The sequence below is a fragment of the Thermodesulfomicrobium thermophilum DSM 16697 genome (assembly GCF_059568695.1).
Genome location: NZ_JCANTW010000012.1, coordinates 253673 through 270740, shown reverse-complemented (window position 1 = coordinate 270740; position 17068 = coordinate 253673). Strand labels below are relative to the sequence as shown.

Below are 17068 nucleotides of genomic sequence, written 5' to 3'. Positions count from 1 at the left end.
ACGCAATCAACAAATCGTGGTTATATGTCAGACAATTTGAAAACTGCAAAATCTGCTCTCGCCAAGCTCCATCAGGACATGGAGGCCATCAACCGGATGGCTAAGCCGCCCTATCTGAGCGTAATCGAGCAAATGGAACGCACGCTGGAACCCATCCGTCGTCAGCAGTTGGAAATCAGTCGCGCCCTCGAAATGTCTGGAGCCATGGCCCGGATACAGGAGATTGCAAGTGCCAATCAACACTGGCAGGAGCTGATAAAGCAGACCACCGCAACAAGCCGCATTGCCGAGAGCCTTACGGCTGCACATCAGTCATGGCTTGATACAATCAAGCCCATCCAGCACGACTTCTCGCACCTTTCACAGCTTCAGGCCTCTACCAAGCTGGCCCTGTGTGATACCTCCCTGCGACTTACAGCCACAGAACGGCTCATGGCGGGCATCGATTTCGAGGCCATAAAGAGTCGGTTCCAGATCGAGATGCCGGTCATCTCGGGACTGGAAAGCTCGATAGCTCACGCGGCTGCCTCGTATGGGAGTTTGGCAGAGTCACTGCGGGAGATCTCGGACATCACGCGTCTGCCTGCCTTCGTTTTGCCTGGGGCCACCCGTGAAATCTACACCACCAGCTTCGCGCTCGAGACCCTTCGGCCCTGGGATGAACGGGATGAGGACGAGGCCGAAACGGAAATTCAGCTTGTCGCTGAGGTGGAACTGGAAACATCAGGCTGCATCGCTCTCCTGCAGCAAGTCGATCCAGGACTCGCTCGGCCGTACATCGGCGCTCGAGATGCCCTGCATGGGAACAATGCCGACCGGGCAAGGCACATTCTGAGCTCGCTTAGGGAGCTGTGGAACCATCTGCTCAGGCGTTTGGCACCCGATGATCTCGTCGCCACGTGGATTCCGGGTGTGTCCAACCAGAAGGATCTGCTACATGACGGCAAGCCTACACGTCGAGCCAGGGTACTTTATATCTGCCGGGAGCTGAACAACGATCCACTGACCGACTTCCTGGTGCACGATACCCGGGCGCTGGTGAAGATGATCGATCTGTTCAATCGGGTTCACGAGTTGGAGACTGCGCTGACCGATGAGCAGCTCAGGGCCATTCTCCTCAGAACCGATTCGTGGCTGATGTACATACTGCAAATCTCATCGGGAAATTTTTACAAGTAAACAGGAGACGACCATGCCAAAGAAACCAGGATCACATCATGTTGTGCCCAACGCCGACGGCGGCTGGGACGTCAAGAAAGACGGCGCGACCCGTAGCAGCGGCCATTTCGACAAGAAGCAGGATGCCGTCGATGCTGGGCGCAAAATCAGCCAGAACCAGGGGACCGAGTTCTACATCCACGGCAAGGACGGGAAGATCCAGAACAAGGATAGCCATGGGAACGATCCATATCCGCCCAAGGGCTGATCCGGCGTATTGAATGAGGAAGGAATATGGATGATTTGCAAATGCAGCTTCTGCTTGATCTGCATAGATCAAATTTCAGGCAAGGGCCAGGCGGGGACGATGAAACAAAACGGGCGATGGAGCTGGCCGGACTCGACCGGTCGCGTCCGCTGAAGATCGCGGATGTTGGCTGCGGCACTGGCGCATCCACTATCCTCCTGGCCAAGGAGCTGGATGCCGACATCACCGCCGTGGACTTCCTCCCGGAGTTTCTCGACGAGCTTCAGACCAGAGCCAGCGACCACGGCGTTGCGGACAGGATCACCCCGCTGAACTGCTCCATGGATGCCCTGCCTTTCACGGAGGGAGAATTCGACGTGATCTGGTCCGAAGGGGCCGTCTACAACATGGGCTTCGAAGCCGGGGTATCAGCCTGGAGGCGATTCCTGAAGCCCGGTGGAAAGCTCATCGTTTCTGAGATCACCTGGCTCAGCGCCACACGACCGCCGGAGCTCCAGTCCCATTGGGATACCGAGTACCCGGAGATCGATGTCGCATCAGCAAAGATCGGGCTCCTTGAGCGGCATGGCTATATCCCGGAAGGCTACTTTATCCTGCCGGTCCATTGTTGGCTTGAAAATTACTATCGCCCCATGCAGAGCCGTTTTGATGCGTTTCTGGAGCGGCATGGCCACAGCAACCAGGCCAAGGCTATCGTCGATGCGGAACGGCACGAAATAGCCCTGTATGAAAAATTCCGCGACTACTACAGCTACGGCGTTTACGTGGCGAAAAAGGTGTGAGCCATGACGCCACCGGAGGCAGGATTGCTTGCCCTGGATGCTCAATTCGATTCCCATTTCGGGAACCGAACCGGCGTCCGAAAACCGGATTCGAAGTTGTTGCGGCTCGACGTCAGGTATCCGGTTTTACTGCAAACCCGTCATCCTCGTCCGATGCCGGGAAATCAGGGGAGAAAATCGTTTCTCTGGTCGGGTTGTTGGGAAGTGGTTGTGCGAAATGACTTCGGCGTTTATTATCAAGGAGTTACGAGGAGCGCGTGCTTTGAGACTGTTTTGCGGTAGGTCGTCGTTCCCTCCACCATTTACAAAAGACAAACCCGTCTCTCTGGGGTCATTCTCCGGGGTGACGGGTTTTCTTTTTCCCCTTGTTTCTAAAGGGTTTGCGCCCGTTTCACATCTTTCCGAAGCACCTCTTTGCACCATCGATTCTCCCCATCTTCCAGCCTTTCTTTCTCTGCCCTCTGTGCCCAGAATCGCTTGCGAGCTGCCTTCGTCTCCCCGGTTCCAGTCGGCCTGCGGCCTCCCTCCACCGGGGAGACGGCCGACATTCCCTTGTCGTTTTGTTTGCTCATGAATCACCTCGTGGGGAGTCTCTCTAATCCCAATTCGGTGTCCCAAAAAAACCTATACCAGAGGAGCCCCCCGAAGGAAGACCGCATACTCATAGGGAAAAGGTTCCAATGCCCGGGGGAGCAGGCCGTTGGCCCAGGCCAGAAAGAGTCCATAGTTGAGCGTGTGCACGCCCAAGCGCTGCATGGTATGCAGCCGGTGCATGATCTTCAGGCGACTCGCCATGCACCCCGCGCAATTGATCACCATGAAAAACCCCTTGAGTTCCTCGTCAGGCGGCAGCTCCCGAGCGAAGGAAAAGTGCGCGTCCTGCTGCACCAACTGCTTGAAGAGCCGGGGGATCTTCACCGTGCCGATGTCATCGGCCTGCCGATGATGGCTGCATGACTCCAGCACCAAAATCCGCGCCCCCGGCGGCACCTGCCCAAGGGCCCGCACGCCCCGCACGTAGGCCGCCAGATCCCCCTTCTTCCGCCCGAAAAGAATCGAAAAGCTCGTGAGCGGCTGATCCGCATCAACGTCCGCCGCCACCTTGCTGAACACCTGGCTGTCGCAGATCACGAGCTTCGGCCGCCTCGGGAGGGCTCGATAAAATTCGTAAAGCTCCCGCTCCTTCACCATCAGCACCCCGCAATCCCGGTCCAACAGGTCACGGATCGTCTCGACCTGCGGCAGAATCAGCCGGCCTTTGGGCGCCGCGAGATCAATGGGGATCACCAGCAGCACCAGATCCCCCTCCTGCACCAACCCCTCCACTGGCGTCATCTCAGGGTCGATCCCCTCAGCCACCCGGATGAGCAATTTACGCAGTTCCATCACCCCGCGCCCCGAGAGATTGTCCACCGTCGCATGGGGCAGATCCCGTAATGCCTCGACCTTCGATGCGTCCGTCGGCCGATCGGCGAAGGTGAGCGCCGCCACCACGGGTCGTCCCGAGCTTCGAATCGCCTCCAGCAACGCCTTCTCCGAAAGCGACAGAGGGCGATTCCCCGGCGTCACCAAGAGCACCAGATGTGCTTCGCGCAAGAGTTCCTCGGTGCGGCGGCGACGGTGTGCGCCGATCTCGCCATCGCGCTCGTCGTCGTCGAGCCCCGCCGTGTCCGAGAAGGCTACAGGGCCCAGCGGCCCCAGCTCAAAGCTCTTGGTCACCGGATCCGTGGTCGTGCCCGGCCGGTCGGTGACGATGGAGATTTCCTTGCCGAAGAGGTTGTTCATCAGCGACGACTTGCCGCTGTTTCGGTCTCCGGCCAGCACGATGCGCACCTGTTCCGCCAGCGGCGTATTGATCATGCGTTGCCTCCGTTCATGCCCGCCAGGCGCCCGGGCGAAAGCCACGAGCGCACCTCCTCGAGGGGCGTGCCCGTTTCCCGCGCCACCAGGGCGGCCAATTCCTCCAGCGACGCAGGAGGCGACGGCGCCTTCTCGTAGAGCTCCTTGACCCGGTGATAGCCCAGCTTGGGGGTGAGAGCGTTCATCATGGCGAGCGAGCCTGCCAGATTACGCTCCATGCGCGCCGCGTTCACCCGCAGACCGTCCAGAAAGCGCGTGCGGAAGGCCGCTATGGCCCACTGGAGCGCCTCGCCTGCCGAGAGCAACGCGGCGCAGGTGTGCGGGAGAAAAGGGTTCAACTGCAACTGTCCCGCGGCCGCGTACTGCCCCACCTTCCAGGCCTCGCCCTGCACGTGCACGGCCAGCCCTCGGACATGCTCCAGTATCACCGGGTTGGTCTTCGCCGCCATGATCGACGACCCCGCCTGCAGGCGCGGATGCTCCATTTCCCCCACCATCGACGAGGTGTAGAGCAGCAGATCACCGCACATCTTGAACAGGTTTACCGCGCACAGGGCGAAGCCGTTCGCCAGTTCCGCCCAGGCATCGAGGTTCGAGATCTCGTCGGGGAGATTCTGGCTCCGGCAAAGGGGAAGCCCCGTGATACTTCGCAATGCCCGTTCCGCCGCGTAGATGTAGCGCTGAGGCGCGGAAAAACAGGTGCCGATGGCCGTGCCGCCCAGAGGAATGGTGCGGATGCGCTCCTTGAGCTTGTTCAGCCGCCAGCGGTCGCGCTCCGTCGCCCCTGCCCAGGCCCCGAAAACCTGCCCCAAAGTCATGGGCAGCGCGGACTGCATCTCCGTGCGCCCTTCCATCAACAGGTTCTCGGATTGCCGCTCCCAGGCCACCAGCGCCTCCTGCAGCTCGATGACCTCGCGTTCCACCTCCGTGAGCAAGCGATAGAGCGAGATGGTGACCGCGGTGGGCACCACGTCGTTGGTTGACTGGTAGCGGTTGATATCTTCAATGGGATCGAGCCCCCCCACCAGCGACGCCAACACCTCGTTCATGTTCATGTTGAGGCTTGTGCCCGCTCCCCCCTGCATGAGGGGCAGGCGGAAGCGTTCCGGGTATTTCCCCGCCGCCACCTCGAGGCAAGCCGCTTCCAGCGCGGCGAAGACCTCGTCAGGCCAGCGCCGTTCCGTCTCCTGCACCGCCCGCAGACAGGCCAGCTTCACCTCCGCCAATGCCCGCACGAAAGGCGCCGGGGTCGAGCCCTCACCGAAGTTTCGCAGAGCAGCGGCGGTTTCCGGGCCCCAAAAGGCTTCAGCATGCACGGCGCAACTCCACGCTTTTGGAGTCGCCGCGCTCGAAGGAAAGCACCTTCCCAACGGAGGCGACGCGTTTTCGTGCATCTTCCAGACAGACCGCGCTGCTTTCGTCGATGCAGATCTTGCCCGGGTAGATCCGATAGCGCTGCTTCGCCGCGGTGGGCGATAGGTTCGGCATGAGCACATTGGCCCCCGAGGTCAGCATCTTCTCACGCCCCAGCGGGTCCATAGACCCCGCCGCCGTGGTGGCGGGTATGTTGGCGTAGGGGAGCAGCAGGCGCACGAGCGCTACCGCCTGAAGCGTTGGCTCCAGTGACGGAGCGGGGGCGTTGCGCAAGGGGGTGTCCGGGTGAGGGATGAAAGGACCCACGCCCACCATGTCCAGTTCCAGCTCCCGACAGAGCAGGATATTGTTGTAGAACGTGGCCTCGCTCTCGCCAGGAAGCCCCGTCATGAAGCCCGATCCCACCTCGAAACCCAGTTCCTTGAGATCGAACAGGGCTTGCAGTCGCCGGGCGTAGGGCACGCCGCCGCGCAAATGCGTGTGCAACGCCTCGTCGCTAGTCTCGAAGCGAAGCAGGTAGCGATCGGCCCCCGCATTTTTGAACGCCGCGTAGTGGCTTCGGGGGCGGATGCCGAGACTCAAGGCCACCGCCGCCTCGCCGCCTGTGGCTTTTCGGACACCCTCCACCATGCGGCAATAGTCATCCGTGGAGAAGGCGGGATCTTCGCCTCCCTGCAGCACGAAGGTGCGGATACCCCGGGCATACCCCTCACGGGCCAGCGCAACGATCTCCTCAGGAAAGAGGCGGTAGCGGGCGATGCGCTGGTTGGAGCATCGAATGCCGCAGTACAGGCAGTCCATGGCGCAGTGGTTCGAAATCTCCACCAATCCCCGCACGAAGACGCGATTTCCCCAAACCGCCTCGCACGCGGCATTGGCCTCAGCGCGCAAATCGTCCAGCGACCGGCGTGCTGCATAGTCCCGCAAGTCGGCGGGTGTTAGGGGCCCATGGGTGTTCCCAAGAGACATAGCCCTCCCTCTCGACGAAGAGGCGGTGCTCCGCCACGGTACGCAACAGTCTCTCATCAGCCCGTTTCCTCAACAAAATATTCGATGGGCGCCTTACCGCGCGCCTGCACCTCATAAGGAAATGCAATTCCCAATATTCATTATGAAGCGAAAAAACGACCATTTCAAGATGGTGGTCCGGATTTTCCTACCGCAATCAATGAATGCGATTCGTTGAACTGGTTGATATGGAGGATATCCGGAGCTGTTGTACACGGAGGTAAAAATCCCATTCCCCAACCCTCGAACGCAGAAAATTTCCTGATCTCAGGCCATGGGGAAGGAACGCACATCATCCGTTATTCATACGGATAGGTATTTCCTTGGAATTCCTTGGCACGCGGATTCGGATACTTGCCATCAGCGATAAGACGCTTCACACCTTTCGAGCGATCAGTGAAATGCATGTGGAGGAACTGATGGGCCTTATGACTATTGGGGTGTTCCAGCCAATCTTTGTACAGTTTGATGACCTGAGGATTTTCTTGAGATGCACGGAATTTGAAACCGGCATCCGCTCCGTATACCCCATTGATACGGTCGAGCATATAGTCTTTGAGGGTTTTGGCGGCAGCGACTGCCCGCGCCGTCCACCGCAAGCTCACCAATGTAGCGCCGCAGGCAATGCACCCCACCTTCAGAAACTGACGACGAGTAAACTCCATCATACGCATGGTCTTCTCTCCTTAGGCCTTATTTTCTGCCATCATGCGCAGCCGCTTCTTGAGCCCAGCATAAAACTTGGTCGTGGTGCGGTCCATGGATTCGAGGACACCCGGCATAATGGGCTGACCACCGCCACAAACACAGCCGCCCGGGCAGGCCATGAATTCTACAAAATGCCATGGCGCCTTACCGGACTTGATGGTTTCGCACACGTCGCGGAAACGCTTGGCCCCGTGGACCACTGCCACATTGACCTTCACGTCACCCACGGTAACGGTGCCTTCTTTGAGGCCACCGAGCCCACGCACCAGTTTAAAGTCCCAGGTCTCCGGTTTCTTGCCGGTGACGGCTTGATAGGCATAGCGCAAGGCCGCTTCCATGACGCCCCCGGTCACTCCAAAGATGGTGGCGCCGCCCGTGGACTCGCCCATCAGCGTATCCCGAGAGCCATCGGGAAGGTTCGCGAAGTCAATCCCCGCCTTCTTGATCATATACGCCAATTCACGGGTGTCGATGGTCGCGTCGATGTCGTGGTAACCACTGGACCACAAATCCGGACGCATCCCTTCGTACTTCTTGGCCGTGCACGGCATGATAGAGACCGTATAAACTTTGGCGCGATCATACTTCATGGTATCAGCGCCGTAGGTCTTGGCCAAAGCCCCCATCATGCCAATGGGCGACTTGGCCGTCGAGAGATGCGGAAGAAGTTCTGGATAGAACGACTCCACATACTTGTGCCAGCCCGGACAGCACGACGTAAACTGCGGCAAGGGGGCGTCGATCTTTTTGGTGAGCCGACCAATGAACTCCGTACCTTCCTCCCAGATGGTCACATCGGCCGTGAACTCATTGTCCCACACATGATCAAAGCCAAGCTTCTGCAATGCACTGAGCATCTTTCCTGTGGAAACTGATCCAACAGGCATCCCAAAACAATCACCCAAAGCATACCGAACAGCAGGCGCAGGCATTGCTATAACTTTGATGTTTGGATCTTTGAGCTTCTTTTCAATTTCAGAAACCCAAGACTGAGCCTCATAAATTGCTCCAACAGGACAATGCGTCAGACATTGGCCGCAATTAATACATAGTTCAATATGAGGAATACTATGCGGCTCTCCTGTCTCACCATATACGGCATTGGTAGGACAGTACTGCTGGCAAGTGTCACAACCAATACATTTTTCTGGGTCAATCTTGATGAAGTACAGTTCATCCGGATTCGCCTTGGGATCCGGAGCGTGGTCTTCATACTCCACTTTTTCCATGATAATCCGTTCCATACGCCTTTACCTCCTTGTTTTTTCAACGAGTTGGTGACGGCACTGCCGCCAGTTCCGAGGGCATGCTCACCTCCTTACTTGGAAATTTTCCCGCAAGCAGCACCGTGCACCCATTGGCCCCACAGAAATGTGTTACCATTTAGAATTGAGTATTCATTAGTGTCAACATTCTTTCTGCAAAGAAAAAAAGCTTTTCAAAAAGATAAAAAATTTCAAATATTTTTTTATTATAGTAACACTAATTTCTATTTTATACTCTTTTTTTGTAAAAAAATATTGACTCCTCCCCCAGCCCAAGGCATGATGCCTCCGCACATAGCCATTGGCGGAGAACATGCCTGCGGGAAGGGGTCCCCTGAACCTCAGGGCGAGAACACACTTGCCCGAGAGGCATGTTCTGTTCGCGCCCCCACCGCCGCCGCGTTCTCCTCCGCAGCTCAAAGGAGTCTTGATGATGGAGAAACGCATCGGTATCATTGGCATTTTTATCCGGGAGCGCAAAAATGCCGCTCCTGAAGTCAACGCCCTCCTCAGCGAATACGCAGAACTCATCGCCGGCCGCATTGGTCTGCCTTTTCGGGAAAAAGGCATCCATGTCATCGGCCTCATCGTCGAGGCGACCACCGATGAGGTAGGCGCCCTCACGGGAAAACTGGGCATGGTCGAAGGCGTTCGCGTCAAATCATTTGTAGCGTAGAGGAGGATGACGCCATGAAAAAGAGCACACCCAATTTCATCGACGAACACCAAATCTGGCAGGACATAGAGGCGGCAAAAACAGCATCATCTGAACAGGCTCTCGATATCATTGAAAAAGCAAAGACATGCACGGGGCTTCTTCCCAAAGAGGCGGCTATTCTGCTCCAAAATACAGACCGAGATATCGATGCGGCAATCTTCGACGCTGCGCTCCATGTCAAAAAACGTATCTATGGGAACAGGCTCGTTCTTTTTGCTCCGCTCTACATCACCAACGAATGTTCCAATCAGTGCAGGTACTGTGGATTCAATGCCAAAAACAAAGAACTTATCCGCAAGACGCTTTCCAAGGAAAAGATTCGGCGAGAAGTCGAGGTATTGGAAAACATCGGGCATAAGCGTCTGCTTCTGGTATACGGTGAGCATCCCAAATTCGGTGCCCAATGGATCGCCGAGACCGTCCATACCGTCTATGCAGTAACATCACAAAAGAGCGGAGAGATCCGAAGGGTCAACATCAATTGCGCCCCCCTCGATGTCGAAGGCTTTCGCCTGCTCCACGAGGCAGGCATTGGCACCTATCAATGCTTCCAAGAAACCTACCATCAAGAAACCTATGCCGCCATGCATCCAGCGGGTCGCAAACAAGACTACCTCTGGCGTCTTTATGCCTTGCACCGGGCCCAAGAGGCCGGTATTGACGACGTAGCCCTTGGAGCGCTCTTTGGGCTTTTCGACTCCACCTTCGAAGTCCTCGGTCTGCTGTATCATGCGGCACAGTTGGAGAAAGATTTCGGCGTGGGGCCGCACACCATCTCCTTCCCTCGATTGGAGCCGGCGTTGGGCTCGGAAGTCGCCTTCCATCCGCCGCATCCCGTGTCGGACCACCAATTCAAGAAAATCGTGGCAGTACTACGACTGGCCGTACCGTACACCGGCCTTATCCTCACCACGCGGGAGCGACCGGAGTTGCGCAAGGAACTCCTGGAAGTAGGGGTATCCCAACTTTCTGCAGGCTCACGTACCTATCCTGGTGCCTACTCCGACCCCGAGTACAACCGGCCTGAAGTGCAGCAGTTCTGCATTGGCGACAACCGCTCCCTCGACGAGGTCATCGGCGCCATTGTTCGGGAACATGGCTACATCCCCTCCTGGTGCACCGCCTGCTATCGTTTGGGTCGCACCGGAGAGCACTTCATGGCTCTGGCCAAAAAAGGCTTCATTCAAGACTTCTGCCGCCCCAACGCCATGCTCACTTTCAAAGAATACCTTCTCGATTACGCCTCCCCGGCCACCCGCCAGGCAGGTGAGACCCTCTTAGCCCAAGAATTGGAAAATTACCCCGATAGCCACCGCAAGGCCGTTCTCCTCCAGCGGTTTACCCGACTCGAGGCAGGAGAGCGTGACCTCTATTTCTAGCCGCATCCACGGAGGTATCCAGGGCTCCCCTGGGGGAGCCCCCTAGCGCATGCTCTGGGTGGGGAGCAGCTCGCACCGGGAACATAGGGGACATTCAACAAACATCGCACGGCCGTACATGGCTTTCCTTGATGCTTTGTCCCGGCAATGATGATCATCTTACGAAATGGAAAAGCTCCCCTCTGGTACCGGGGGCACTGAACTGAAGGCAGCGGACCATCCCTGCCCGCTGGGTGCTGGAAAGCCTGCCGCAACTGATTCCCGGGGGCGCTCTCGACCTAAAGTTTTCCTCCTCCATGCCGATACACCGAGAAAGCGCACCTTCCCGGCGCACAGGAGGTCCCATGCGTTCTGCCCCCATCCTTGCCCTTGCCCTGCTTACCGCATGCGCGGGCCGCATCCTGCCCTTTGGCCCCGAAACCGATCTGCAAACCGCCCGGGTGCCGGCGCCGGTAGGCTTTGCCTTCACCACCCAGCACACCCTGGAGAGCGCCCAGCATTGGCAGGAGGCTGCCCGCCGCGTAGGACTCGTCATGGCCGAAGCCTATCTACGCGCCTATCCGGACGGCAGCCTCCCTGTTTTTCTCGCCCCTATGGGGACCACCCCCTTTGCCCAAAACTTCCGCCAATTTCTTCTGGAATCCCTCAGCAAACAGGGCATTCCCCTGGCCACGACGCCAGATGGAGCGCTCACCCTGGAGATAACCACCCAAATGGTTCAACATCATTGGCGCACGGAAGGCGGACGCGTCCGCACAGTGCCCAACCCGGGCTTTGTCCAAGGCAAAGACGAACGCGGCCGCTACCTCGATCTCCCCGTGGTGCGTGAAGACCGAGGGGAGTACACCCGCTACGCGCCAACCACGGAAATGGTGCTCACTGCAGGGCTCTACCTCGGCCCCCGCGTCCTTGCCCACACGAGCACGGTTTTCTACATCCCGCCGGAGGAGCAGCGCCTCTACCAGCCCGGACCCGCCATCCCCGCTTCTCCGCTCAAACACTACATCCTTGTGGAGTAAGCCATGCGTGCCCTGCTCTTCTTCCTACTCCTCCTGGCGATGACCGCTCCCTTGGCCACGGCGTCTTCCTGCCGCACCACTTCGGAGACCGAGGCCGCCAACTCTTTGGCGGAGCAACTGGCCGCCAACCTCACCTTGCGTCTGGACCGCAGCCAACCTGTGGTCCCTACGGTGTTCGTGCCCTTGGATGACGTCGAGGCCACCTCGCCGCTGGGACGCCTGCTCGCGGAACGCACCGCCGACGCCCTGGCCCGGTGGGGATTTTCCCTGTCTGAAGTGCGCTTGCGCGCCCAATCCTTGCGCATCACCCCCATGCAAGGGGAGTTCGCCCTCACCCGCAACGAGCGCGCACTGGCAAGCCCTGTCTCCGCCCAAGCGGTGCTCACCGGCACTTACGCACAAAGCGGCCACATCCTCCACGTATCGGCACGCCTCATCCACGCCATCAGCCGCACGGTGCTCAGCACCGCAGACTGCGAACTCGTGCTCACCCCGGCCACCCGCGCCAGCATGACGCCAGACTCTGTCGGCGCGCACCAAAACGCCGCGCTCCTTTCCCCCGCCAACCCCACCGACACCCGGGCCATCCAAAGCCGACTCAAGGAACTGGGGCTCTACCGCGGCAAGATCGACGGCATCTGGGGCAAACACACCCAGGCTGCAGTGGACGCCTTCCGGCGTATCCGGGGCATTGCCTCCACCGCAAAGTGGGATATGGCCACCCAGCAAGCCTTGCTCGGCTCCTGAGGAGATCCCACCCGCCCTTCCGAACGCCGCGACAAAACTTCGCGGCGTTCATTTTTTTCAGGCGTTCATTTTTTTCTTGACTCAACCAAACATCATTCTTAGTTGCGCCTCGTCTTTTGACGTTTCGTCGAAAAATATCCAACAACCGAGGCTACCATGCGTGAGATAACCGTATTCCTCTCCACCCAAAAACTCCGTCCCCGACGCACCCTTCCCTTGCGCCGCGTCTTGCGCGCCGCCATGGGGCTTGTGGGGATCGTGCTGCGCTAGCGCAAGCACGCCGTCACCAAACAGCGAGGCCGGGGATCTCTCCCCGGCCTCTTCGCGTTTTTCCAGTATTCCCCAACAGTTCCTATGCCCGCAAACACGTCTCCATGGCGTATACCTTCCGGTCCTTGTACTCCGCCTGCTTGCCCTTGTTCCAGAGCTGCACCGGTCGGTAATATCCCACCACCCGAGTATAGACTTCCGCAGGCGCTCCACACGTCGGACAGGTGTGGTGCTCTCCCGCAAGGTATCCGTGATCCTTGCACACGGAAAACGTCGGAGTGATGGAAAGATACGGGATCCGGGTCTTGGACAAAGCCTTCATGATAAACGAACGCAGCGCCCCCGTGTCCGGCACGGCTTCCCCAAGAAAGCAATGGAACACCGTCCCGCCCGTATAGAGCGGCTGGAGCTTGTTTTGATGCTCCAGGGCCTCGAAGACGTCCGCCGTGGCGTTTACCGGAAGCAGCGTGGAATTGGTGTAGTATGGCACGCCGTTTCCGGATGCATGAATGTCGGCATAGAGTTCCTTGTCGATCTTGGCCAGGCGGTAGCTCGTCCCCTCCGCCGGGGTCGCCTCCAGGTTGTAGAGGTTTCCGGTCTCCTCCTGGAATCGTACCGTCATCTCCCGCAGATACTCCAGGGTGCGCTGCATGAGTCGCATGCCGGCTTCGGTATCGATGCCCTTGCCCAGAAGGTTCAGGCATGCCTCATGGCCGCCCACGATGCCGATGGTGCTGAAATGCCCGCGCAGGCCGTTTTTGAGATACCGCCTTGAAAACGGAAACATCCCCTTGTCCATGTTGTCCTGCACCATCTTCCGCTTGAACTCCAAAGAGTCCTTGGCGAGCTCCGCATATTCGCGCACCAGATCCAGGAAGTCCTCCTCTCCTTGGGCGAGATAGGCCAGCTTGGGGAGATTAAGCGTCACCACGCCGATGGACCCGGTGAGATCACCCGCGCCGAAGAGCCCGCCGGTGCGTTTGCGCAGCTCCCGAAGATCCATCTGGAGCCGACAGCACATGGAGCGCACGTCTTCCGGCTTGAGGTCGGAGTTGATGAAGTTCTGAAAGTACGGAGCGCCGTATTTGGCGGTCAGACGAAGGAGCAGGTCCCCCACGGGGGAATCCCACGGGAAGTCTTCGGTGACGTTGTACGTGGGGATGGGGAAGGAAAAGATGCGGCCATGATAATCGCCTTCGAGCATGACTTCCAGGAAGGCCCGGTTGATCATCTCCATCTCCGCCGCATACTCGCCATACGTGGAGTCCTGGAGTTTTCCGCCGAGGATCACCGCTTCCCCGGCGATATGCTTGGGCGGCACCAGATCGAAGGTGAGGTTGGTGAACGGGCTCTGTCCGCCCCAACGAGAGGTGGTGTTCACGTTGAAGACGAACTTCTGCATGGCCTGTTTGACTTCATCGTAGGTCAAGCGGTCATGGCGCACGAACGGGGCAAGATAGGTGTCCACGTTGTTGAACGCCTGAGCGCCTGCCCACTCGTTTTGCAGGGTGCCCAGGAAGTTGACCATCTGCCCCAGGATGGAGTCGAAGTGCTTGGCGGGTCCGGAAGAGCACCGGCCCTCGAGGTTGAATCCCTCCAAAAGCAGATCCCGCAAGGACCAGCCGGCGCAGTATCCAGCCAGACCGAAGGAGAGGTCATGGATATGGAAATACCCGTGTTCATGGGCCTGTCGGATCTCTTCCGGGTATTTTTCCAGGGCGTAGCGGGCCTGCACGGAGCCAGAGAGGTGGAGCATGAGGCCCTGGAAGGAGTGGGCGAGATTGGCGTTTTCGTTCACCCGCCAATCGGACTTGTTGAGATAGCTGTCGATGGTCTGCGTGATGTCTAAAAATGCGGCCTTCTGGCTGCGGATCTGCCGCCGCTGTTCACGGTACAGGATATAGCGCTTGGCGACCCCGTAGAGCCGGGATTCCATGAGGACCTGCTCCACGGTATCCTGCACCAGTTCCTGCTCCGGAGTGTCCACGTCGGCGAGCTTCGCTTCCACCTTGCTGGCCAGACGCTTTGCAAGCAACGGATCCTTGATGCCGCTGGCCTTGAGGGCCTTGAAAATGGCCTGGGCGATGCGGTCCACCGACCAGGTCTCGATACGTCCGTCACGCTTACGAATGTGTTTGGGCATACTCAGCCTCTAAAGGTATTGAGCGAGGAGGGATGAACTCCTGCCAATGGACGGGGAACATTTCCGGGACCTGTTTTCGCACCTGCGCCAGATCCTCCTCGGTGAGCTGGGGCACACGGGTGCAGCGAAAGAGAAACTGCTGCGGCTTTTGCTTCGCCATGGCGAAGATGCGGGCGAACCAGGCCTCCACCGCCTCGGAGGAAGCGGCCTGGCCTGTCAGCTCCGGATAGCGCGACCACGGCCCTTTGACGTCCACCGCCACGGTGTCCACCAGGCCGGCAGCAAGCAGCGCCTCAAGCCTGGCAGGATCGCTGCCGTTGGTATCGAGCTTCACCGGCAGGCCGAGACGTGCCACGTCTTCAAGCAGCGCCTCAAGCTCCGGGGCTGCGGTGGGCTCGCCGCCGCTCACCACCAAACCGTCCAACCACAAGCGCCGTCGGCGCAGATCCGCCAGGGTCGCCTCGCGGTCCAAAGGGGCGAGGAGATGCGCACGCCAGGCAAGGACAGCGTTGTGGCAGGTGGGGCAACGCCATGGGCATCCGGCAACAAAGAGCACCGCAGAGACCCGTCCAGGCCAGTCGCACAGACTCACCCGCTCAAAGCCCCGCACCGCGTTCCAGGGAGAAGACATGCAGCGTAGTCTTTTTCGGTGACACCGTATGCCGACGCCAGCGCCGGCAGGTTCCAGAAATGCGCTTCAGGATGGTTTTCTGGCTTCCCCACCTGGGGGGTTACAGAGGCAGCACCGCGCCGGACTTGCACCGGACTTGCCTTGTCCTGAAGGAATCACAAAAGCGAGAGACCTCTAGCTCAAAGCATTCCACGAGACAAGGGGGAAACCTGAATCCACAGGCTTCCCCCCAATGTTCCTTCAGACGATTTGCCCGGCCGCCCTTGGAATACCGACTTACCGCCGCGCAGAAAGTCCCAAAATTTCCACAACCCGCCCGGCAGCGGTGCGGGTGTATTCGTCCTCGGCCAGTCGGCTCTTGGCCTCGTCGTCCAAGACCGGCTTGGGGAGATTGGCCAGCGCGGGGTTGGGGGTGATGTTGTACTCTGCAGGCAAGGTCCCGGAAAAATACATATCCTGGAATCCCGCAAACTTGAGGGCATGCGCCGTGGCATCGAGGATCGCCAGCTCTTGCGGCTCCACAAGCCCGAGCTCCCGCGCCCGCAATAGTCCTGCCAGACATTCCCCTCCTTGAGTGCAGGCGATGTGGCCGTGGCGATTGGCCAGGAGCATGCTTTCGATGATGGCCTGCTCAGACACCTGCACCACCTGAAAGGCCCCGGCGCCGCCTTCTTTTTCGTAACGCTCCGCCAGGGCGCGCACGCGGGGGAAGGACACGGGATTGCCGATCATGGCCGCCTGGGCCACGGAAGGACGCACCCGCACCGGAACGAAGCTCCGATGCTCCGGGGAAGCGGCGTAATACTGGAATACCGGGTCCGCATGCTCGGACTGCACGCCAAAAAGCCGTGGAAGCTGCTCGATGATACCCAAGTCATACAGCTTCAGGAACCCGCTCATGACCGCGGTGATGTTGCCGGCGTTGCCGATGGGCACGAACACCGCCTTGCCGGCCAGGTCCCAATCATACCACTGGGCGATCTCGAAGGCATAGCTTTCCTGGCCGAGGATGCGCCAGGCGTTCTTGGAGTTGAGCAGGGCCACCCGGTAGTTTTCGGCCAAGTACTCCACCACCTTCATGCAGTCGTCGAAAACACCGGGCAGCTCCAGCACGTGAGCGCCGCTTCCCAAGGGCTGGGAGAGCTGCTGCGCCGTCACCTTGCCTTTGGGCAGCAGCACCACACTCTTGATGGGATCGCCCACGTAGGCGGCATACAAGGCTGCCGCCGCCGATGTGTCGCCCGTGGAGGCGCACACCGTGATGACCTCCTTCCAGCCGTGCACCGCCACCAAGCGCTTGAGGTAGGAAAAGGCGCAGGCCATACCACGGTCTTTGAAGGACGCCGAGGGATTCTGGCCGTCGTTCTTGAAGGCGAAACGCTGCCCCACCTGGCGCGAAAGGGCCGACGAGGCCTCCACGATGGGAGTATTGCCCTCGCCCAGGTAGACGATGTGCTCTTCGTCCACCACCGGAGCCATGAGTTCGTAGAAGCGGAAGATCCCCCGCAAGGCGGTGCGCTTGCTGGCCGCGCGTTCATCAAAGGTCTTGCGCCACCAGGCAGGCGCATGCTGCCGCAAGACATCGAAGGTGGTGTCTTCCAACAAGAATACCCCGCCACACGAAGGACAGGTGTAGTGAAGTTCATCGATGGAATAGCGTTCCTGGCATCCCAGACAACGGTACTCCATCCGGCCGCGGTACGAGGGGAACTGGCTCATGGCATCCTTCCTTCACGTG

Annotated in this window: 15 protein-coding genes and 1 riboswitch; of the genes, 7 read left to right on the top strand and 8 right to left on the bottom strand. The window is 59.1% G+C overall.

Annotation, left to right across the window (positions count from 1 at the left end; all coding sequences use genetic code 11):
* Nucleotides 1-24 precede the first annotated feature (24 nt).
* The 3 genes from BR00_RS04940 to BR00_RS04930 are packed head-to-tail and all read left to right on the top strand — an operon-like array spanning nt 25 to nt 2208.
* On the top strand, nt 25-1179 hold the full coding sequence (locus BR00_RS04940; RefSeq protein WP_496476504.1) for a pPIWI-associating nuclease domain-containing protein: 1155 nt from the start codon (nt 25-27) through the stop codon (nt 1177-1179).
* A 13-nt stretch (nt 1180-1192) separates the two neighbouring features.
* A complete protein-coding gene (locus tag BR00_RS04935; protein ID WP_011369119.1) occupies nt 1193-1426 on the top strand; it encodes a DUF2188 domain-containing protein in 234 nt (77 codons plus the stop codon).
* Between the two features lie 26 nt (nt 1427-1452).
* A complete protein-coding gene (locus BR00_RS04930) occupies nt 1453-2208 on the top strand; it encodes a class I SAM-dependent methyltransferase (protein WP_496476503.1) in 756 nt (251 codons plus the stop codon).
* A 624-nt stretch (nt 2209-2832) separates the two neighbouring features.
* Here the strand turns inward: BR00_RS04930 and hydF are convergent.
* The 5 genes from hydF to BR00_RS04905 form a co-directional block, all read right to left on the bottom strand.
* Nucleotides 2833-4068 carry a [FeFe] hydrogenase H-cluster maturation GTPase HydF gene (gene hydF, locus BR00_RS04925; protein ID WP_496476502.1) on the bottom strand — a complete coding sequence of 412 codons (1236 nt, stop codon included), beginning with the start codon at nt 4066-4068 and terminating at the stop codon, nt 2833-2835.
* Nucleotides 4065-5384 carry a lyase family protein gene (locus BR00_RS04920; protein ID WP_496476501.1) on the bottom strand — a complete coding sequence of 440 codons (1320 nt, stop codon included), beginning with the start codon at nt 5382-5384 and terminating at the stop codon, nt 4065-4067. The genes hydF and BR00_RS04920 overlap by 4 nt, the downstream gene beginning before the upstream one ends.
* The gene (gene hydE / locus BR00_RS04915; RefSeq protein WP_496476500.1) at nt 5374-6411 is read right to left on the bottom strand and encodes a [FeFe] hydrogenase H-cluster radical SAM maturase HydE; all 1038 of its coding nucleotides are present in this window, start codon (nt 6409-6411) and stop codon (nt 5374-5376) included. The genes BR00_RS04920 and hydE overlap by 11 nt, the downstream gene beginning before the upstream one ends.
* A 338-nt stretch (nt 6412-6749) precedes the next feature.
* Nucleotides 6750-7124 (bottom strand): iron hydrogenase small subunit, encoded by a 375-nt coding sequence (locus BR00_RS04910; RefSeq protein WP_496476499.1) that lies wholly within the window; start codon nt 7122-7124, stop codon nt 6750-6752.
* Between the two features lie 12 nt (nt 7125-7136).
* Nucleotides 7137-8402 carry a [FeFe] hydrogenase, group A gene (locus BR00_RS04905; RefSeq protein WP_496476498.1) on the bottom strand — a complete coding sequence of 422 codons (1266 nt, stop codon included), beginning with the start codon at nt 8400-8402 and terminating at the stop codon, nt 7137-7139.
* 451 nt (nt 8403-8853) lie between these two features.
* Between BR00_RS04905 and BR00_RS04900 the strand changes: the two genes are divergently transcribed.
* The 4 genes from BR00_RS04900 to BR00_RS04885 all read left to right on the top strand — a co-directional run bounded on the left by BR00_RS04900 (nt 8854) and on the right by BR00_RS04885 (nt 12286).
* Nucleotides 8854-9099 carry a TM1266 family iron-only hydrogenase system putative regulator gene (locus BR00_RS04900; protein ID WP_496476497.1) on the top strand — a complete coding sequence of 82 codons (246 nt, stop codon included), beginning with the start codon at nt 8854-8856 and terminating at the stop codon, nt 9097-9099.
* Between the two features lie 14 nt (nt 9100-9113).
* Complete coding sequence (gene hydG, locus BR00_RS04895; RefSeq protein WP_496476496.1) at nt 9114-10520, top strand: [FeFe] hydrogenase H-cluster radical SAM maturase HydG; 1407 nt, start codon at nt 9114-9116, stop codon at nt 10518-10520.
* A 344-nt stretch (nt 10521-10864) separates the two neighbouring features.
* Nucleotides 10865-11539 carry a hypothetical protein gene (locus BR00_RS04890; RefSeq protein WP_496476495.1) on the top strand — a complete coding sequence of 225 codons (675 nt, stop codon included), beginning with the start codon at nt 10865-10867 and terminating at the stop codon, nt 11537-11539.
* A 3-nt stretch (nt 11540-11542) separates the two neighbouring features.
* Nucleotides 11543-12286 carry a FlgO family outer membrane protein gene (locus BR00_RS04885; protein ID WP_496476494.1) on the top strand — a complete coding sequence of 248 codons (744 nt, stop codon included), beginning with the start codon at nt 11543-11545 and terminating at the stop codon, nt 12284-12286.
* 352 nt (nt 12287-12638) lie between these two features.
* Here the strand turns inward: BR00_RS04885 and BR00_RS04880 are convergent, their stop codons facing one another.
* The 3 genes from BR00_RS04880 to thrC all read right to left on the bottom strand — a co-directional run bounded on the left by BR00_RS04880 (nt 12639) and on the right by thrC (nt 17049).
* Complete coding sequence (locus BR00_RS04880) at nt 12639-14699, bottom strand: ribonucleoside triphosphate reductase (RefSeq protein ID WP_496476493.1); 2061 nt, start codon at nt 14697-14699, stop codon at nt 12639-12641.
* Nucleotides 14680-15330, bottom strand: coding sequence for an anaerobic ribonucleoside-triphosphate reductase activating protein (locus BR00_RS04875; protein WP_496476492.1), 651 nt, complete (start codon nt 15328-15330; stop codon nt 14680-14682). Before BR00_RS04875 ends, BR00_RS04880 begins: the two co-directional genes overlap by 20 nt.
* Nucleotides 15331-15382: 52 nt before the next feature.
* Nucleotides 15383-15495: riboswitch (cobalamin riboswitch) on the bottom strand.
* A gap of 111 nt (nt 15496-15606) precedes the next feature.
* The gene (gene thrC, locus BR00_RS04870; RefSeq protein WP_496476491.1) at nt 15607-17049 is read right to left on the bottom strand and encodes a threonine synthase; all 1443 of its coding nucleotides are present in this window, start codon (nt 17047-17049) and stop codon (nt 15607-15609) included.
* Between the last annotated feature and the right edge of the window lie 19 nt (nt 17050-17068).